Raw genomic sequence first — 20,109 nt, 5'->3', positions numbered from 1 at the left:
AAATCAAGAGTTTATCCTTTATTCATGTCCATTTCAAGGATTAAAACGGCTTTATGCGTTATATATATGGGAGGTAATGTCCATGCAGCTTACGGTTAAAGAGGCTTTACAGGTATACCCGTTGTCTGAGGCCAGACTGGTTGCAGGTGGGGAAGGGACTTCACGGATGATGAAATCCGTTAACGTCATGGACGCTCCAGATATAGCGGATTGGATTAAATCCGGAGAACTGCTGTTCACAACCGCGTTCATTATGAAAGACAATGAGACGGATGCACTTCGTTTGATGCGTCGCCTGAATGAACGCGGTTGTGCCGGACTCGGCATTAAATTAGGACGCTTCTGGCAGTCCATTCCCCAAGGGATTATTGAAGAAGCGGACCGGCTGCGCCTACCGCTGCTCGAGCTGCCATTTCAGTTCACCTTTTCCGACCAGATGAATGCGTTATTCAAGGCTGAACATGAACGCAGCAATCGTTTATTGCACGAAGTGGTGCAGAAACAGAAAAAATTGATGCAGTTTGCACTGCAACAACAACAGCATCGGAATGTATTTGCCGAGCTTGCCACCGTACTGAATTACCCGCTTGCAGTTATTGGCTCCCGTGGACATGTGTTATACGGCAGTGAAGGCATTGCCGGAGACTCGGTGGTGCAGGGTTGGCCCTGGAAATCCGTTATGCACCGGGTGAAATGGAGTCAGGGAAGTTGCCATCGGGTACCTATCAAGCAGAATGATGAAGAATACGGATTTTTGCTCGTCTTTACAGACTCGGCGCTGTCACTTAGAGCGGAAGAAGAACTATTCCAGCAGGCTGCGGATGTCCTGGCATTCTATATGGATATGACCTATCGGGAGCACATTAACCCGACCGTTCAGGATGAGATGCGTACCTTGCTGAGCCAGTATCTGGATAACAAAATGACAGTAGATGAACTAACGAGACTTAGCGAGAATAAAGGTATTCACCTGTTCCAGGGAACCTATCAATGCGTGTTGATCACGCTGGAACCGTCTGTTTTTGCAGAAGGGAAGCTGCTGAAGCAGATTCATCGTGAGTTACAGTACAATCCGCTTATGCAGTTCACGGCCTCACAGCATTTTCAGATTGAAGATGGCATATTGTCCATCTACACCTGTCCAACGGGGCGGGATTACGGTGAAGAGTTATCAGCTTTCCTATTGAGTCGATTCGGAGATGTGCTTGCTGCACAGGAAGCCAAGGGAGAGTCCGCACCACGATTTTGGATCAGTAAAATGAAGCATGAGCCGAAGTCGCTGCGTGAAGCCTATCAGGAATGTCTGGATACCCGCCAACTGGCTCGCCGTTTTGGTATGAAGGATCGGGCTCTACAGTTCGAGATGCTGGAATTCGCCTATGTATTCCAACATGTACCAGATAATATCATGGAGAATTACTGCAATAAAGTACTTGAACCATTACTGGCCAGGGATGGCGATCCCAATCAGGTGTTAATGAATACGTTGGAATCTTTTATCGAGAATGATGGACTCATTAACGAAGCTGCCAAGCAACTGTTTGTGCATCGGAACACCGTTACCTATCGGATGGAGAAAGTTGGAAGTTTGCTGCAAATGGACTTTAAAAAGACGAATGATCTGCTGAAATTAAAGCTGGTGTTCACCTTCCGCAAGTTTGTGCGGGACAAAACAACAGCAAAATCCCAGGCACTGCATCATTAATCTGAAGATGGGCCATACGAGTATATCCTTTATATGAAGATATTCATTATCCTGAATAAGTATTGTGCAGCATAACAATGAAGCAGACATGTCAGATAAAACCGTATTTCCCTTGAGGAAGTGCGGTTTTTTCGGTTTTTTTTGCATTGGAATAATCAAATCCCGTGCATTGCAAACAAATCACATATCTGATGTTATGTTATATTACAAAATTGCGTAAATATTGTTGTCGCAATACAGAGAGACACTTAAAATGAAGAACAACAATCTACTGAAGACCGGAGGTTCTAACATGGGCGACTTCATTAAACTCGTTAACAGCTGGTCTATCACCCAGTTCGTGCATACGTTTGGCGGACTATTCGAAGAATCACCCTGGGTAGCGGAGCGTTCCTGGCCTTCACGGCCATTTGACTCTTTCGAACAAATGATGAATGTGATGCAGAGCGTAGTTCAGACATCCGATGAAAAGATGAAGCTGCAGTTGCTGTGCAATCACCCGGATCTCGGGGCGCGCATCAGCATGAGCAGCAATTCCGTACAAGAACAGGCCGGTGCAGGGCTTAATTCACTCTCACCGGAGCAATATAACGAACTTCGTAAGTTAAACAAAGAATACACAAGCCAATTCGGCTTTCCTTTTATATTGGCCGTAAAAGGTCATACAGCTCAGTCCATCCTGGAGTCCATGCGGGGGCGCAATCAGCGTGGCAGGGAGGAAGAATTCCAGACCGCTCTGAACGAAGTATTCAAGATTGCTTCCATTCGATTGGAGCAGTGGCTGGTACAGGTTGGTCATAGACATGAAAACGAGGTTAAACCATCCGAAGTGAAGCAGCGGACCATATATTACGGTAAAGGGGATATATGGGTGTTCCGTTCATACGTCAAACCGTTGACGGGCATCCAGCCTATTCCGGAATCTCCATTTACCGGCCGCAATAATATCCTGTTCGGGCTGAACATTAAAGTAGCCGTCCAAGGTGACGAATTTCTGTCTTCTTTTATAGAAGGAGATAATTCCCGTGTTGTTGCCACGGATTCAATGAAGAATTTCATTCTAAACCATGCTGCGGATTACACCGGAGCTACGGTAGAGGGCTTCCTTGCTTACGTAAGCCAACGTTTTCTGGAGACCTATCCACAGATGACCAAAGTCCAGATGACGGCAGATCAGATACCTTTTGAAGATGTGCCCGTACGGAGAGAGGGAAGCCTTCGCGCAAGCGAGCTGGTATTCCGTTATTCCCAGAATGAACGAGCGATGGCTGCCATTGAAGCGCAGCGAAAAGGAAGTCGGGTTGAGCTGAGCAATCATTTCAGTGGTGTTGCAGATATCAGGCTGATTAAGGTCAAGGGTAGCGAATTTGCCGGTTTTGTCAAGGATGAATACACCACCTTACCAGAGACGTGGGACCGTCCGCTATTCATTTTCCTGAATATCAATTGGCGTTATGAAGATCCGAGAGATGGCATGGATGATCAGCGTGGGCATTATGTAGCCGCTGAGCAGGTAAGAGATGTAGCTGCTGCAGTGTTCCATACGTGTCGTTCCGCATCCATTCAACATCTGATTTATCAGATTGGATTAAGGCTGTTGAAGCGATTTGGACAGCTCAGTGAAGTTTCTTTTGAGTCCAATAATCGGACTTGGGAGACCGTGCTGGAGGAAGTAAAAGAAGGAGAGGGCAAAGTGTTTACCGAGCCCAGACCGCCTTATGGATTCCAAGGCTTCTCGATGACAAGAGACGATCTAGAGAATGACAACGGCGGATCTAGAAAAGAAGGGGAGGCATGATACTGGTGGCTGGAGGACGAATCACTACGCATGTGCTGGATACTTCTAAGGGCGTACCGGCTGGAGGCGTGCGGATTGAACTGTATGTACTGTACAGGGATGGCGAGAAGGAAACCAAAAGGAAAGTTGCTGAATCGGTGACGAATAGCGATGGACGTCTGGATGCCCCATTGCTGGACAGTGGGAGGCTTGAGCAAGCGGTGTATGAGCTTCAATTCAACGTTGAGGGTTATTACGCGGAGCGATCTCTTGAGGAACTAGGGCAGGCGTTATGGACGGTTGTACCGATTCGTTTTGCCGTATCCGATGCTGCAAGCCACTACCACATTCCTTTATTGATTGCTCCAGGAGGTTACAGTACATACCGGGGAAGCTGAAATACATGAATCCGGTGCTGATCAGGGGAGGGTCATCCATATGACAAGATTAGATACGATCATCCGGGGGGCCCGGGTTGTATTGAGAGATAGCGTCGAAGAACTGGATATTGGGATTACTGGTGAAAAAATAACAGCTTTGTCCTCACAGTTGGTGGGTGATGAAGACACTGAAATCATAGAAGCAAAGGGTTTTACCATGATGCCGGGGGCGGTGGACATTCATGTTCACTTTAATGAACCTGGACTCGCGAGTTGGGAGGGATTCAAGTCAGGATCAGCCTCGCTGGCTGCTGGTGGTATTACGACGTATGTCGATATGCCGCTCAATGGTGTGCCCCCAACGGTTAGACCGGAGGCGTGGGAGTTGAAAATGAAAGCAGCCGACGGCCAATCCTATGTGGATTATGCGTTCTGGGGAGGGCTTGTTCCCGGTAATCAGGCTGAGCTTGCGCCACTAACCGATTTGGGCGCATCCGGATTCAAGGCATTTATGTCCGAGCCCGGCGGAGAAGGGGAAGACATCTTCGCCAGAGCCGATGATGACACCCTTTTAAAGGGTATGTACGAGGTTGCAAAGCTAAACCGTGTGTTGGCGCTTCATGCGGAAGACGAAGCAATGGTTGCTGAACTTGGCACCAGATGTATTGCAGCTGGACGAACCGGCCCGAAGGATTACGTGCAATCTCGTCCAGCAGAAGCAGAAGTTCGAGCGGTATCCCGAGCGCTGCAATATGGAGAGCAGACCGGATGTGCACTGCATTTTGTTCATATCAGTACACGGGAAGCGCTTGATCTGATTGCAGAGGCGAAACGGCGCGGGCAAGATGTAACCTCTGAAACTTGTCCGCATTACCTGACCCTGACAGATGAGGATGTTGTTCGGTTGGGTGCTGTAGCCAAATGTGCACCACCATTGCGGAGTCAGACGGAGCAAGATCAGTTATGGGATGCTCTGACATCAGGACTGATTGATGTTATCGCTTCCGACCATTCTCCCTGTCCGCCATCGATGAAACAATCGGATAATTTCTTCGACATCTGGGGTGGCATCTCCGGCGCGCAAAGCACGCTGCTGCTTATGCTGGAGGAAGGACATCTTCGGCGAAATATAGCCCTTCCGCTGCTTGGAAGAGTTCTGGCTCTGCAACCTGCCAGAAGGCTTGGGCTGGAGAGTAAAGGTGAAATCGCCATCGGCAAGGATGCGGATCTGGTACTGATTGATTGGGAGAAGAGTACCATCCTGAATACGGAGGACCTGCTCTACACACACAAACAGAGCCCTTATGTGGGACGCACGTTTTCTTCCAGTATTGCAGATGTGTTCTGCCGAGGTTCCCGAGTATACAGTTCAAAAACAGGCTTATCTGATGAACCTGTTGGACGGTTTGTCTGTGGCAACTCATCTGTACCAGCTGGTGCAGAACGAACGGAGGGTTATCATGACGGACTTTGAACTACACACGTCGTCCGGTACGGAATGTCCTATCCAGCCTTTGCCGCAGTTGGAGCAGGTGAAGCTGCAAAGCATGCTGGACTGGTTGTCCGCATATGGTGCTGATACCCAGGGAGGAGTTACACGTCTGTTGTATGACAAAGCATGGTGTGAGGCACAGCATGCGCTTGCGGCAAAAATGCAGCAGAAAGGGTTGGCTCCCGAATTCGATCAATCTGGCAACCTGTATGGCACATTGAAGGGAACGGGTTCAGGAACAGGAATGGAAGAAGCGCCGATTGTTACAGGATCACATATCGATACGGTCGTACATGGTGGAAAGTATGACGGCGCTTATGGCGTAGCTGCGGGAGTGCTTGCACTGGAGTATCTGCAAAACCATTTCGGGGCACCGAAACGAACACTTCAAGTGGTATCGCTCTGTGAAGAAGAAGGCAGCCGATTCCCCTTCGCTTATTGGGGGTCACGAAGTATAACAGGCGCATCCGTTCTGGAAGAAGTCCAGCATTTGAAGGATCAAGAGGGAATTACCTTTGCACAGGCGATGCGAAATGCAGGCTTTGGACCAGATAGTAGTTATAGGACGGCTTCACACACGTATGGTGCCTTTATCGAACTTCATATTGAGCAAGGTCAGGTCCTTGAACGATTGGGCCATTCGATTGGTATTGTATCGGATATTGTAGGCCAGAAACGCTTTAGCATTACCGTAAGTGGAGAAGCGAATCATGCCGGGACTACACCGATGTCCTGGCGCAAAGATGCACTTGCAGGTGCAGCCGAGATGATTACAGCCGTAAGACGTATTGCGCTGGAAGCGGGAGACCCTCTTGTAGCCACCGTGGGACGAGTAACGGCAGATCCGGGTGTAGGGAACGTCGTTGCTTCACGAGCTGTATTTTCACTGGATATCCGGCACATCAGGCAAGAGAGCATTGACCTATGCTGGCAGAATATGCTTCAGGCATTCAGCCGAATTGCAGCCGAGCAGCAGCTCGGACTGAACTGGGAAGAACACTTGTCCGTCACACCTATTCCGATGAACGAACAGATTACCGCGGACATTCGCGATCTCTGTGAACAAGAGCAGTTATCCTATCTGTGCATGCCAAGCGGGGCAGGACATGATTCGCAGATTTTTCAGCCAACTTGTCCAACAGCCATGATTTTTGTGCCAAGCCAAGATGGCATTAGCCATAATCCTCTTGAATATACAGCTGAGGAGGACCTGATGCGCGGTTTTCGGGTCCTCGTTCAGTTACTCTATAAATACGGTTACGGGAGTTGAGTGAAGATGTCCAACTATAGAGAATTGTCCCCGTCCTTACGGACCATCATGACACCGGGGCCCGTTGAAGTTGACCCCAGAGTTCTAAGGGCATTATCCTTCCCGATCCTGGGGCAATTTGATCCGGAGTTTACTTCCCTGATGAATGACACGATGGCGATGCTGCGTGAACTATACATGACAGATAATGAATGGTGTTATCCGGTCGATGGCACATCCCGCTCAGGGATTGAAGCCGTGCTGGTCAGTCTGATCCAGCCGGGGGACAAGGTGCTGGTCCCGATCTATGGACGCTTCGGGCATTTGCTTGTGGAAATAGCGGAACGCTGCGGTGCCGAGGTTGTGTTTTTTGAAACAGAATGGGGAAAGGTATTTGATCCGGAAGAGGTCATCAAGGCGATCCATGCACATAAGCCGAGTCTGGTCGCGATGGTTCATGGCGAGACATCAACCGGGCAAATGCAGCCTCTCGCCGAGATTGGCAGCGCCTGCCGTGAACTCGATATTTTACTTGTCGTCGATGCTGTTGCCACAATTGGCGGTACACCGGTCGAGACAGATGCCTGGCATCTGGATGCAGTGATGGGCGGAACACAGAAGTGTTTGTCGGTTCCATCCGGGATGGCGCCTTTAACGTATAACAGCCGTGTGGAGAAGAAGCTTAAGAGCCGTAAAACGGTTGAGCGCGGACTGCGGGATGCAACTAGTGCTCGGGCTGAAGGCCGCACGATTGCCAGTAACTATTTTGACCTGAGCCAATTGCAGGATTACTGGAGCCCAGCACGATTGAACCATCATACGGAAGCCACCTCCATGCTTTACGGTCTTCACGAAGGATTGCGTATTCTGCTTCAGGAAGGGCTGGAGACCCGTTTCCAGAGACATCGGATCAATGAACGAGCGTTGGTTGCAGGGATTCAGGGAATGGGGCTCAAACTGTATGGGGATATGTCCAGTAAACTTCCGGTGGTCACTTGTATCCAAATTCCAGACGGTGTGGATGGAGAATCGGTACGCAGCATGCTTCTGAATGATTTTAGTATTGAGATAGCCAGTTCGTTCGGACCGTTGAAGGGAAAAATCTGGCGTATTGGTACGATGGGATTCAGCTGCCAGCGCAAAAATGTACTTCATGTACTAGGTGCACTGGAAGCAGTGCTATTGCGTCATCGTCACGCCTTGCCGGCAGGGGATGCGGTACAGGCAGCGCTGGATGTATATGCCGGGAAGGAGGAGGCCTTATGCTGAATCAAATGCCGATAACCAGAGAGGTGATGGTCACCTCCCCGCATTATTTGGCAAGCGCGGTGGGCAGCTCAATCCTCCAGCAGGGAGGTAACGCTTATGATGCTGCTGTTGCAGTAAGTGCCGCATTGGGCGTAGTCTATCCGCACATGACAGGACTTGGCGGAGATGCGTTCTTTCTGATCCACGACGGAGCAAGTGGTGATATAACTGCCTACAACGGAAGCGGCCGTTCCGCAGCAGGCATTCATGCCGATACGTTCAAAGCAATGGGGATGAGTACTATTCCTCAACGAGGCGTGCTCAGTGCTATTACCGTTCCGGGAATGGTGGATGCATGGTGGGAGGTCTGGTCCCGCTACGGGAAGTTGAAGTGGGAGCAGCTGCTTGAACCAGCTGCGCAGTATGCGGAAAAGGGATGTCCTGTATCCCGGAATCTGCGCCTGTGGCTGGAGCGTGATGAGGATTTCATTATGGGGCATACGCCGCTTCGAGCGGTATTTGCCCCTTTTGGTACACTTTTGCAGGAAGGTGAACTACTCTTGCAGCCTGAGCTGGCCGCCTCCATTCGCCTGATTCAGGCAGGTGGACGCGATGTTTTTTATACCGGGGAATTGGCGGAGCAGCTAACTTCGGCTATTCGTGAAGATGGCGGCATGCTTGCCCCAGCGGATTTCGCTGCTCACAAGGGAGAGTGGGTGAAGCCAATCACTACCGATTACCGTGGCTATCAAGTTCATCAGATGCCACCCAATTCACAGGGCTTCTCGATGCTAATGATGTTGAATATGCTGGAACATATTGATCTATCTTCCGTGGCGCGCACGTCCCCCGAGTTTTATCACCTGATGGCTGAAGTGGTCAAAAAGGCTTTTCGTGACCGTGATCGTTATCTCACAGACCCGGAGTTCAGGGATATTCCGGTGAAGGATCTGTTATCCAAGGTTTATGGAGATGAATTGTGGAACGAGATTCAGTCCGCACCCCCTGTGGCGCAGCCTTTTCTGTCCAAAACGATGGGTCAGGATACGGCATATGCGGCGATTGTGGACAATGAAGGCAATGCTGTTTCGTTTATTCAAAGCCTGTATTTTGATTTTGGGGCTGCCTATGTGCCTGGGGATACTGGGGTGATTATGCAGAACCGGGGGTCCTTTTTCTCGCTTGATCCAATGGATGCCAATGTGCTGGAGCCGAATAAACGCTCTTTTCACACGTTAATGCCTGGTCTTGTCACACGTAATGGAAAGCCTTATATGCTTGTTGGCACACAAGGCGGTGAGGGCCAGCCTCAGACACAGTTATCGGTTCTTACGGGCGTGTTGGACTACGGTCTGAACATTCAGAAAGCGATCGGTCTGCCGCGTTGGGTGTATGGACGCACCTGGGGCGAGGAAGGCGACACGATGCGAGTGGAGAACCGCTATCATGACGACGTATGTGACACGCTTGCCCGATGGGGGCATAACGTCGAAGCCAGAGCGCCGTGGGATGGGATTATGGGGCAATCGCAAGGCATCGTCATCCGAGAAGATGGCATGATCAGCGGCGCAGCAGATCCCAGGGGAGATGGCATGGCTATCGGGTGGTAGCGTAATTTGTGTAGACGTTATGGATAGATCCTAAGAGTGACTTCAATGTGCAGGATCATAGAACTAGTGAAATGTACGCAGATAGATACGGATAGGGGAGATTATCATGGGAACGATCCTGCTAAAAGGCGCACAACTCGTCACGATGAATGCAGAAGAAGATGTATTTACGGGGGATCTCCTGATCGAGGATAACAAAATCAAAGAGATTGCAGAGCATATTGACGTTCAGGCTGATCAGGTCATTGATGCTCGGGGCAAAGTGCTGCTGCCAGGTTTCATCCAGACACATATTCATCTGTGTCAGACTCTTTTCCGCGGACGTGCGGACGATCTGGAGCTAATGGATTGGCTCCGTCAACGCGTCTGGCCGCTTGAGGCAGCGCATGATGAGGAATCTGTCTATTACTCGGCGATGCTCGGCTTGGGTGAATTGATCTCCAGCGGGACAACGACCATTCTCGATATGGAGACGGTGCATCATACCGACTCGGCTTTTCAGGCGATGGCACAGAGCGGTATTCGGGTGATTTCCGGCAAAGTAATGATGGATCACGGGGATGAAGTTCCTGAACCGCTGCGTGAAAATACGGCTACCTCGCTGCAGCAAAGTGTCGATTTGCTGGAGAAATGGAATGGATTCGGCGGGGGTCGCATTCAGTATGCGTTTTGTCCACGCTTCGTCGTCTCTTGCACTGAGGAATTGCTGGTTGAGGTGCGCGACCTGTCAAATAAGTATCATGTGAAAGTACACACCCACGCCTCCGAAAATCGCGGCGAAATCGAACTTGTCGAACACGAGCGCGGCATGCGCAACATTGTCTATCTGGATCATATTGGCCTGGCTACCCCAAGACTGGTGCTTGCCCACTGTGTATGGCTGAGTGAGGAAGAGAAAGAGATCATTCGCAAACGCGGCGTGAAAGTGACGCACTGTCCTGGATCGAATATGAAACTCTCCTCGGGTATAGCGGATATTCCTGATCTGTTGAATCGCCAGATTGCGGTAGGAATTGGTGCTGATGGCGCGGCGTGTAACAACAATCTGGATATGTTCCAGGAAATGCGTCTGACCGCTCTTATGCAAAAGGTGCCGCATGGCCCAACCGTGATGGATGCCCGGACGGTGCTGCGCATGGCGACGATGGGTGGAGCAGAGGTGCTTGGCATGTCCAAGGAAATTGGAAGTCTGGAAGTAGGTAAAAAGGCAGATATGCTGCTGCTGGATCTCGATGATTTCCATACCTACCCTTCCTATGAGACCGATGTGTACTCCCGTGTTGTCTACTCCGCAACGCGCAGCTGTGTGGATACCGTTATTATTGATGGAAGCATTGTGCTCAAAAACCGGAAGATTCAAACGATTGATCGTGGCATCGTGCTGCGTGAATCGGATAAAAGTATTGCAAGATTGATGAAACGCATCTAATGAATCCCTGAAAGGATGGAGACATTTATGGAGATGCATGATCTGTGTGCAATTGCAGCGCGGGAATCGCGCTGTGTACTCGCAACAGCGGTTAAGGTAGAAGGTCATGCTTACCGTAAACAGGGAGTCTCTATGCTTTTGACCGAAGAAGGTACAATGTATGGCAGTATCAGTCCGGGTTGTCTGGAGAGTGATCTGCAGGCCAGGGTGGTTCGTGTGCTGAATTCGCAGCAGCTGGAGTTCGTGGAGTATGATATGCGTCCCGAAGATGATCTGTCCTGGGGGGAAACGATAGGATGCGGCGGGTTAATCATTGTGCTGCTTGAGCCGGTTTGTGGAAAGCTCAGGTCGATTATGTCCGATATGCAAACGTATTTTCAATCTGGATCTATTGTAGAGCTAACCCGTTCATTCTACGATCAATACACCCGGATTCATTATCAGACAAAGGTCGCAGAGGATGCAGAAAGCCAGACTTTTTCACGCCTTTCCTTGGTCAACATTCATCCGTTTGAATCCAAAGTGGTCACATCTGATGTTGAAGAGAATTATCCTCAGAGGGTGGGTTTATCCGAGGTTAATCGTTGGGATATCCCTTTACAGATCACTGCAAAATATGCGCCCAAACCCCGTTTGATTATTGTTGGAGCCGGAAATGATGTGATTCCTGTCGCCCGTCTGGGTAACTCAGCAGGATTTCGTGTGGTGGTGGCTGATTGGCGGGAAACCTTGTGCACCGCTGAACGGTTTCCGGGTGTTGCGCTTGTCCGCGGTTTCCCTCGTGAAATTATGCCTGTACTGGATATCCAAAGCGGGGATTATATCGTATTGATGAGTCATCAATTTCCGAGAGAACGGGAATTTCTTGAATTGCTTGAGGATCGGAATTATGCATATCTTGGCATTATGGGGTCCAGAACACGGACAGCACGTTTGCTGAACGAACTCCCTCCACTGAAGCATTTGCATTCACCCGTCGGGTTGACCATTGGAGCCGATGGACCGGAAGAGATCGCGGTCAGTATCGCAGCAGAACTTATTGCCTGTAAACGTGCGGCTGCTGCCGCAGAGCGTCGCAATGTGCAGAGGGGGATTAGGCATGCGACTGACGGGCATCGTGCTAGCGGCGGGTAAGAGCAGCCGAATGGGGAGAGATAAACTGTCTATTGTCATGCCTGATGGAAGATGTTTGGCGGCATGGACCCTGGAAGCTGCCTTGAATTCCGATTTGGAGCAGGTCATCTGTGTCGTCAAACCTGAGGATTCATTGGCATGGATCCCCTCCATGTGGCTTCATGAGGCATCTTATGGTGGTACTCCAGGTATGGGGAAGAGGCTTCAGATCGCAATCTGTACCGATTATGCATACGGTATGGCTATGTCCCTTCATTGTGGCATTCTGTCTGCAATGGCATACCGACCAGAAGGTGTGATGATGATTTTGGCGGATCAGCCTCTATTGCAGGCACAGGATATAAACAGGGTTGCTGAGGCGTTAACCGCCAATAAGCTGTGTGATTATGCAGCAGCAACAGATGGCGGTGGAGGCAAGCCTCCGGTAGCCTTTCGTGTGCATATGCTGGGGCCTCTTTTGTCACTCAGTGGAGATGAGGGGGCGCGAAAAATCATGCGCAATGCCAAATATGCAGGCACGCATGTATCGTTGTCTGACTTTAGCTTCTGGGATGCGGATACCGAACCGGAGCTGGAGCGCATTTTGGATTATGTAAATGGGATAAAATGAATGAAGATCACGGCAGAAGGAGCGATTCCTTGTGTATTATTTCTCGAAGTAAAGAGGTCAGCCAGATTATCTGGTTGGCTCTTTATTGTTTTTATCTGAGTGGTTATAAATCGGCTTGTGTTAGCTTATTGAAGTAAACAATGCATTAGGCACAAATCAAAGAGTGTATTTATACATTTATCCAAAAGCATGTAAAGATAATTGACCTTATTGTTGCAGTCCCCTATGATTTGAAGAATTATTATTTGGATCATTCGGTCTTATTTAACCCCCCGCAGATTCCAGATTGGAGAAGGGAGATGGAAGGATGGTCATGCCGGCATATGGGTCTGGAGCTCAGCCAACAGTTTGGCAGCCCGTTAGTCTGGACGAACTTCAATTTTTAAAGAGTCAACTGTGCGGGAAGTATTGTTTTGCAGCAGGGGCCACATTATTGCGTACTCAGTGGGAAGGTGGACTCGTTCCTGTACCTGAGCACATGATCAGCCTAACTCGTATTCCAGATGCGAGCGATGTATATGTGGATGGAGATGATCTGATTATCGGAGCATTAACGCGATTGAATCAATGTGCCGCGAACATTCATCTGCAACAACTGCCCTTATTACAGGCTGCAATAAATGCCGTAGCAGCTCCCTCTATTCGCAACATGGCGACGATTGGGGGAAACATTGTATCCGGAGTGGGGGACTCCATCCCTGCACTCCTTGTCTACGAAGCACAGCTTCACTGGATGACGAACAGCGGCATGGAGATTCGCAGTCTTTCTTCCTGGCTGAACGGTGATGGCGAGGGCAGTCGTAATCCGAATGATGTGTTGATCGCCATTCGTATTCCGATGAAAGATACACCTTCTTCTGACACCATTAGCGAACCGACATCTGCAGCGCGTGAGATTTCATTTTATCGTAAGCTGGGTCGGCGGGAGACCTTTACGGCATCGCTGGTGACCATTGCTTTTCACGGTGAAGTGGGCACCGATGGCCGATGGAATAAGATCGCGATAGCAGCGGGCGGAGGATCAGGCATGGCCATGCGGCTACCCGAATCGGAAAAATTGCTTCTTGGTAGCGAGGTTTCTATTATGCAGGCTTCAGCTCTGGCTGCCACAGTCGTGTCGGAATTTGTAACATATGGCGATGCATTCGCTACAGAACAGTACCGTAATCAGACAGCAGGTAATATGCTCGGTGCCGGACTCTGGGAAGCACTTCGCTCATAGAAGATTACAGATGAAGGAAAAAGGGGAGAGAGATCATGCTGTTGAATCGGGATAGTAGTGGGAAACGCTGGCATCTGCGGCCAGATGGGGTGGGCAAAGTGACAGGAAAGCTTCAATATCTGACAGACATGACGCTGCCTGGAATGTTATACGGAAGGGTCCTTCGAAGCGCCTATCCCTATGCCCGGATATTGTCTATCGATATTACCGGAGCTGAGGCCATGGAGGGTGTATACGCCGTACTCACCTCCAAAGATGTACCCGGATTGAACCGCTTCGGCATTGCAACTCCAGATCAGCCTGTCTTTTGCGAGGATGTCGTTCGTTATGTCGGTGATGCCATTGCCGCGGTTGCCGCGGATTCCCCGGAACGTGCAGCGCTCGCTCTGGATGCAATCCGCGTTGAGTATGAGGAATGGACTCCGCTGGACAGCCCGGAGGCTGCACTGGCACCCGGTGCACCGGAGCTCCATGAACATGGTCCCGGCAACGTGCTGCACCGCACCGAAATCAAGCGTGGGAATGTAGCTGATGCCTTTGCTGCATGCGAGCATATCGTGACAGAAACGTATTATACTCCTCGCCAGATGCATGCTTATATGGAGACAGAAGGTGGGTTGTTTGTTCCTGAAGAAGATGGGAGACTTCATGTCTATGCGGCTACACAGCATGGTTACAAGGACAGAATGCAGCTTGCCCGAATAATCGGGTGCTCCGAAGAGGATATCAGGGTGGTCTCATCTCCGATTGGCGGTTCCTTTGGTGGAAAAGATGAGCTGAATGTACAGCCTTATGGTGCGCTTCTTGCTTTAAGATCTGGACGTCCTGTGAAAATGCACAACTCCCGCAAGGAATCTGTACGTGCAGGACTGAAGCGCCATCCGATGAAAATTGAAATGCAGACAGGCATCAGCCGTGAAGGCATGATTCAGGCACATCGAGTTCGCATTACCGCAGACACAGGGGCATATGCGACGCTGGGGGCGCCTGTTCTGAATTTCTGCACAGAGCACTGTCTTGGACCTTATTCCATTCCTCATGTAGATGTGGAGGGCATCTCGGTGTATACGAATAATGGAGTGTCGGGAGAGTTTCGCGGATTTGGCGGCAATCAGGCGATCTTTGCTATGGAAGGTCAGATGGATCGACTCGCCGAGATTATGAAGATGGACCCCTGGGAGTTTCGGAGACGCAACATGCGGGAAAAGACCGATCCTGGACCGTTGAATCAACGGATTCTGGTCACGGATGGACTGTCGCAAGTATGGGAGGCGATGGACCGTTCGGAGTTATGGCAAAAACATCAGCATCCCCCGGCAGATCTTGCTCTGCCGCCCTGGATCAAACGTGGTGTGGGTGCAGCCATCGCCATGCACGGGGCAGGGCTGGGATATGGCATTCCCGATCCGGCGGGGGGCCGCCTGTCCCTGAATGCCGAAGGTAAGATTGAAGTGGCTTTCAGTTACGAAGAATTCGGTCAGGGACTTATTGCCACTCTGGAAATGATGCTCTGCGATCTGTTCCACTGCTCCACATCCGATCTGAGCATCATTATTGGGGATACGGATCGAGTACCGCACAGCGGTTCAAGTACGGCTTCGCGTTCAACGACCATGGCCTGGATGGCTCTTCAGCGATTACAGGCACCATTCCGTTCCAAAATGTTGTCGGTAGCCTCTACCTTGTCAGGAATTCCGGCTGACAAACTAATTACTGGAATAGGGGGAGTATGGCACAAGGGACAGCTTCCTCCAGAACGTACAGCGAATGATACGACGATTGATTCCAGAGTTGTTGTTTCTTACGCAAATCTGGCGAAGCATGGAGAAGCGGAGGAATGGATGTTCGATACTCATTTCGAATATCCGACCACGCCGGACAATGTGGTGGGCGGGCATTATCTATATACGTATGCTGCAGTAGCCGCAGAGGTGGAGGTAAACACGCTAACCGGGGAAGCCAAATTGCTGGATACAAGACATGTAGTGGCGGCTGGCCCTGTCATTAACCCAATGGGATTCATTGGACAGATTGAAGGCGGGAGTGTAATGGCTCTAGGTTTTACGTTGACCGAAGACGCCGTTATGCAAGACAGTCGCTATATGACAACCAATCTGGACACCTACCTGATTCCAACGATTCGGGATATTCACACGAATCTGGAGGTGGAAGCGATTGAAGACCTCCCCGAGGGTGATCCGTTTGGTCCGCGGGGGATTGGCGAGATCGGTTCGGTGGCGCTTGCTCCAGCCATCACCGCTGCAATTCATCAGGCTACAGGGGTGTGGGTTAATCGTTTGCCCGTTCCGCGAGATCAATTGATTAAGGGGCTGGTCGTCCCGCTTCAGGAAGGAGTGATCCCATCATGACTGAACCTTTGGACAATTTCTGGACAGCCGTTGTGAATGGGGAAGAGAAGCAATTGCAAATCGCCCAAACGACCCGTCTTGTGGATGTACTGCGGATGCATTTGAATCTGACCGGAACGAAGGTTTCCTGCGAAGTAGGCCGCTGTGGTGCATGTATGGTACTGATGGATGGAGAGCCGGTCAATTCCTGTCTCGTTATGGCTTATCAATGTGTTGGGAGTGAGATAACAACAATAGAAGGGCTACGCGGTGAAAAGGAAGACGAGTTACATCCGATTCAGCAAGCCTTTGTAGAGGAGGGCGGCTTCCAATGCGGATATTGTACTCCCGGAATGGTGATTTCCACCAAAGCGCTCCTGGACCGCTATCCGCAGCCTAGTCAGGAACAGATTGAAGCGGGATTATGCGGCAATCTGTGCCGCTGTACCGGGTATGGGGGGATTATTCGTGCAGTTCGAACTGCACGAGAAACCTGTTTATCAACATCCTTTTTAACAACGGAAGAGAAGAAAGTGAATGACCTGTAATTGAAAAACGGAATTAAAGAAGACCGGGCGAAGGAGGGCATATCTCCTCCTTCGCTCGGTCTTTATTGTTAACGATTAATATTTGATAATGTACCATCCGCCCCAAGTGGAATAATTAAGGCCATTTCCATAATTACGATCAGCTGTTTGTGGATTACGAATCGAATTGCCGCTGGCATCTCTAAAATCAATAGCAGTTAGTCCACGTTTATGTGACCAACCACCATCAGCATCCTGTCTATACCAATGATAATCATAGTTTGGTGCAATAACAAGTGCTACCTTATACTCTCTGTACCCCGGAACTTCACTATATGTAGAAGTTCGTAAGGATTTATTTAAATATGGCATGTCAAGCTTAGAAGCACTAATGATGCTCGAAGAAATTAAACTTGTAAATACTTTACCGGCCAGTTCACCTGGTTGTAATTTATGTCCAGAATTCGTGGATGTGTTCAACATGATTTCAAAAAAATGTAATATGCGGTATTTATGTTTTGGTACAATGTTGAAGAAAACAAGATATTTATTACAAATAATTCCATCTTTTTTTATTTTGAGGAGGAACAATAATGACAAAACTTATTCCTAGAAAACTCAGCTTAGTATTGTTGCTTTTGGTTGCGTTTTGTTCAGGGTGTCAGGCAAATAATGATCATGAGGACTCGGGTTCATCCATTCCCTTAAAAGAACTGAAAACTCTGGCTGAGAAAGGAGACAGCCTGACATGGAATGATTTTGCAGCCTACCCATATGAAGATGAAGGATCGGGATTATATATTCGAAAATACAACATAGAAGGCGGGCATCAATTGATGATTAGCGGTAAAAGTCTGGACGATAAGCCAGACCATATTTATGTGGTGAATAAAGGTGGGGGGAAAATCGACCTTTTAAAAGAAAATATCAATAAATTGAACTTAAAATAACGTAATGATTATTATGTAAATTTGTTATTTTCGATGATTATAACGACCTTAATATAAATCCTTAGTTGCATTGAACAAAAACATTTAAAGACCAACTTATGCTCTGTGGGTTGGTCTTTGTTGTTCAATGAAATATCTTACGAAAAGAATGGACCGTTCACAGTAGGACTTGTCAGTCCGTATGCTTTTCATTTGTCCATATGTTACTTATAATAAATGTCCAATGAAGATGGTGTAATTGATATTACATACAAGGAGGGGTGGTTCTTGAACAAATCAGATCGTATGCTGGCCATCGTACTTGAGCTGCAGCGTGGGAAGGTGCAACGAGCGGAAGATTTAGCCCTCTTGTTTGAAACCAGTGTTCGAACCATATACAGGGACATTCAGGCGTTATGTGAGGCAGGTGTCCCTATAGTGGGAGAACCCGGAGTAGGATATTCTCTTATGGAAGGATACTTTTTGCCTCCGGTCAGCTTGACCGCTGAAGAAGCGGTAACTCTTCTGATCGGACTTGATTTTGTTGAGCAGCGCTTCGACAGCTATTACAAGAGCACATCCCTCACGTCCCGTTCCAAAATTGAGGCCATCCTGCCTGGCCCTCTTCGAGAAGAGGTTGGACAGATACGACAGGGTATCCGTCTCCTTCGTTCAGCGGACAGTGATGCACGCGAGCGTGAAATCGAACATATGGGTGTCATCCGAACCGCAATGCAGCATAAGTTCAAAATCCGCTTTCATTATCATAAGCCTGGAACGGTTAATGAGAGCGTGCAAAAGACGGCTCGTATGTCTTCCCCTTACGGAATGCTTTGGATGCAAGGCTCATGGATGCTGATTGCCCGATGCGATTTGCGACAAGAGATTCGTCATTTTCGTATATCCCGCATGAGCGAACTGGAGATCAGCACTGATCCGTTCGAACTTCCTTCGGGTTTTGATATTCATAGCTACTCACCACCTGACAATCGTGATGTTCATGTCCGTGTATGGTTTGATGGTCGAATTGCAGACAGGGTGATTGAAGCGAACAATTTCTACATGGAGAAAGCAGATCTGCAATCCGATGGATTATATGCAGATTTTCGTGTAAGGCATCCAGAAGACGTTCTGCATTGGATACTTGGCTGGGGAGCGTCGGCTAAGGTTTTGGAGCCCGAATCGTTGAGGATACGTATTCGCGAGGAAGCCAGCAATCTTCTTAAACACTACTGACATAACGCTGTCAGTAGTGTTTGTGTATGATCGGTTTATAACCGATTGAAGGAGCTGTTTATTTGTATGAATACGCCAAGAACAACGAACAAAGGTGAGATTCGACGTCATTTTGAGATGACGCTGGAACGTTATTTACAAGAACTGGATAAGATGAGTGATTCTCAGTTAAGGTACAAACCCAGTGATATGGAGTGGTCAGTCGGCCAGATGTACCAGCATTTAATTCAGTCTGCGATGAAAATGCATTTAGCCAATGTTCGACTTTGTATAAGTGCAGACGAGGACGCTGATAAGAAGAAAAACCAGGGCAAAACAGAAGCAGGCGAAGCTGTTTTTGCACAAGCGAGTTTTCCGCCGATACGTATTCACGTCCCGGCTTCTCCTGAGTATACTCCGCTTCAACCGGATGGAAGAGAATCAATAATTCAAGGATTGGTTGAAGTAAGGGATGAAATGCGGAAAATGGACCTGCTGCTGGAAGGAAAAACATCGGAATGTACGCTGCCACATCCAAGATTCGGCGGTTTGGATGCAGACGAGTGGTTTATATTGGTCGAGATGCATTATCGTCATCATTTTTTGCAGCTTGAACGTCTGAAGACGGCATGGGAAGAGCGGGAGCAGAGAGATGAATGAACTGGAAAAACATAATTTGATAATCACCAGTAAAGAAATAAAGCAGATTTATACGAGTGAACTGGCTTCTCAGTTAGAGGTCGAGGCGAAATCTGAACAAGGAAACCGCTACTGGATCAGCGTTGTGTCCGCCTCCCATGTGGAGAAAGGCGTAGAAGGTGGCTTTGCTCAGCTCTGTCACGGCAAGGCAGCACCTCTGCGTAGAATGAATGCAGGCGACTGGCTGATCTATTATTCGCCTCGATCCAGCTTGCATGGGGGCAAGGTACTTCAAGCATTTACCGCCATAGGACGTGTAGTGGACAATCAGGTGTATACCTACCGCATGTCGGATTCCTTTGTGCCATATCGGAGGAATGTCCAGTATTATCCTTGTCAGCAGGTGAAGATCGCTGATCTGCTAGACCAACTGATCCTTACTCGGGGACAGGCACGTTGGGGATATCATTTTAGATATGGGCATTTGCAGATTCAAAGAGAGGATTTCCTGAAAATTGCAGTTGCCATGTTGGGGACTGAGATAGAAACCTGCTAACCTGCAAAGTTTGGGCAAAAATTCAGATCATATCTGTGT

Annotated in this window: 18 protein-coding genes; 17 read left to right on the top strand and 1 reads right to left on the bottom strand. The window is 49.0% G+C overall.

Going from position 1 to position 20,109, the window contains the following annotated elements; translation table 11 throughout:
- Nucleotides 1-82 precede the first annotated feature (82 nt).
- The 13 genes from P5G61_RS13665 (at nucleotide 83) to P5G61_RS13605 (ending at nucleotide 16,752) form a co-directional block, all read left to right on the top strand.
- A complete protein-coding gene (locus P5G61_RS13665; RefSeq protein ID WP_301247050.1) occupies nucleotides 83-1,705 on the top strand; it encodes a PucR family transcriptional regulator in 1,623 nt (540 codons plus the stop codon).
- A 292-nt stretch (nucleotides 1,706-1,997) separates the two neighbouring features.
- The gene (pucL, locus tag P5G61_RS13660) at nucleotides 1,998-3,503 is read left to right on the top strand and encodes a factor-independent urate hydroxylase (RefSeq protein WP_301247049.1); all 1,506 of its coding nucleotides are present in this window, start codon (nucleotides 1,998-2,000) and stop codon (nucleotides 3,501-3,503) included.
- Nucleotides 3,500-3,880, top strand: coding sequence for a hydroxyisourate hydrolase (uraH, locus tag P5G61_RS13655; protein ID WP_301247048.1), 381 nt, complete (start codon nucleotides 3,500-3,502; stop codon nucleotides 3,878-3,880). The genes pucL and uraH overlap by 4 nt, the downstream gene beginning before the upstream one ends.
- A 40-nt stretch (nucleotides 3,881-3,920) precedes the next feature.
- Entirely contained in the window at nucleotides 3,921-5,336 is a 1,416-nt protein-coding gene (gene allB, locus P5G61_RS13650; RefSeq protein WP_301247047.1) for an allantoinase AllB, read from the top strand.
- Entirely contained in the window at nucleotides 5,323-6,624 is a 1,302-nt protein-coding gene (locus tag P5G61_RS13645) for a Zn-dependent hydrolase (protein ID WP_301247046.1), read from the top strand. The genes allB and P5G61_RS13645 overlap by 14 nt, the downstream gene beginning before the upstream one ends.
- Nucleotides 6,625-6,630: 6 nt before the next feature.
- A complete protein-coding gene (locus tag P5G61_RS13640) occupies nucleotides 6,631-7,872 on the top strand; it encodes a pyridoxal-phosphate-dependent aminotransferase family protein (RefSeq protein WP_301247045.1) in 1,242 nt (413 codons plus the stop codon).
- The gene (ggt, locus tag P5G61_RS13635) at nucleotides 7,866-9,461 is read left to right on the top strand and encodes a gamma-glutamyltransferase (protein ID WP_301247044.1); all 1,596 of its coding nucleotides are present in this window, start codon (nucleotides 7,866-7,868) and stop codon (nucleotides 9,459-9,461) included. Before P5G61_RS13640 ends, ggt begins: the two co-directional genes overlap by 7 nt.
- Before the next feature lie 106 nt (nucleotides 9,462-9,567).
- Complete coding sequence (locus P5G61_RS13630; protein WP_301247043.1) at nucleotides 9,568-10,890, top strand: 5'-deoxyadenosine deaminase; 1,323 nt, start codon at nucleotides 9,568-9,570, stop codon at nucleotides 10,888-10,890.
- A 27-nt stretch (nucleotides 10,891-10,917) separates the two neighbouring features.
- On the top strand, nucleotides 10,918-12,024 hold the full coding sequence (locus P5G61_RS13625; protein WP_301247042.1) for an XdhC family protein: 1,107 nt from the start codon (nucleotides 10,918-10,920) through the stop codon (nucleotides 12,022-12,024).
- Nucleotides 11,990-12,634, top strand: coding sequence for a nucleotidyltransferase family protein (locus tag P5G61_RS13620; RefSeq protein WP_301247041.1), 645 nt, complete (start codon nucleotides 11,990-11,992; stop codon nucleotides 12,632-12,634). Before P5G61_RS13625 ends, P5G61_RS13620 begins: the two co-directional genes overlap by 35 nt.
- 307 nt (nucleotides 12,635-12,941) lie before the next feature.
- Complete coding sequence (locus P5G61_RS13615) at nucleotides 12,942-13,856, top strand: FAD binding domain-containing protein (protein WP_301247040.1); 915 nt, start codon at nucleotides 12,942-12,944, stop codon at nucleotides 13,854-13,856.
- Nucleotides 13,857-13,891: 35 nt separating this feature from the next.
- Complete coding sequence (pucD, locus tag P5G61_RS13610; RefSeq protein WP_301247039.1) at nucleotides 13,892-16,225, top strand: xanthine dehydrogenase subunit D; 2,334 nt, start codon at nucleotides 13,892-13,894, stop codon at nucleotides 16,223-16,225.
- Nucleotides 16,222-16,752: a (2Fe-2S)-binding protein gene (locus tag P5G61_RS13605; protein WP_301247038.1), complete on the top strand. Its 531-nt coding sequence runs from the start codon at nucleotides 16,222-16,224 to the stop codon at nucleotides 16,750-16,752. The genes pucD and P5G61_RS13605 overlap by 4 nt, the downstream gene beginning before the upstream one ends.
- 75 nt (nucleotides 16,753-16,827) lie before the next feature.
- Here the strand turns inward: P5G61_RS13605 and P5G61_RS13600 are convergent, their stop codons facing one another.
- Nucleotides 16,828-17,331, bottom strand: coding sequence for a hypothetical protein (locus tag P5G61_RS13600; RefSeq protein ID WP_301247037.1), 504 nt, complete (start codon nucleotides 17,329-17,331; stop codon nucleotides 16,828-16,830).
- On the opposite strand from P5G61_RS13600, the gene P5G61_RS13595 reads away from it, so the two are divergent.
- From P5G61_RS13595 to P5G61_RS13580, 4 genes are all read left to right on the top strand, one after another.
- Nucleotides 17,325-17,681 (top strand): hypothetical protein, encoded by a 357-nt coding sequence (locus P5G61_RS13595; RefSeq protein ID WP_301247036.1) that lies wholly within the window; start codon nucleotides 17,325-17,327, stop codon nucleotides 17,679-17,681. The genes P5G61_RS13600 and P5G61_RS13595 overlap by 7 nt on opposite strands.
- 267 nt (nucleotides 17,682-17,948) lie before the next feature.
- Nucleotides 17,949-18,896, top strand: a complete 948-nt coding sequence (locus P5G61_RS13590) for a helix-turn-helix transcriptional regulator (protein WP_301247035.1) — start codon at nucleotides 17,949-17,951, stop codon at nucleotides 18,894-18,896.
- A 66-nt stretch (nucleotides 18,897-18,962) separates the two neighbouring features.
- The gene (locus P5G61_RS13585) at nucleotides 18,963-19,535 is read left to right on the top strand and encodes a DinB family protein (protein ID WP_301247034.1); all 573 of its coding nucleotides are present in this window, start codon (nucleotides 18,963-18,965) and stop codon (nucleotides 19,533-19,535) included.
- Complete coding sequence (locus P5G61_RS13580) at nucleotides 19,528-20,070, top strand: EVE domain-containing protein (protein WP_301247033.1); 543 nt, start codon at nucleotides 19,528-19,530, stop codon at nucleotides 20,068-20,070. The genes P5G61_RS13585 and P5G61_RS13580 overlap by 8 nt, the downstream gene beginning before the upstream one ends.
- Nucleotides 20,071-20,109 lie beyond the last annotated feature (39 nt).

The sequence above is a fragment of the Paenibacillus vandeheii genome (assembly GCF_030433635.1).
Taxonomy (GTDB): Bacteria; Bacillota; Bacilli; order Paenibacillales; family Paenibacillaceae; genus Paenibacillus; species Paenibacillus vandeheii.
Note: the sequence above shows the minus strand (reverse complement) of the source record. Positions and strands in the feature narration are given on the sequence as shown.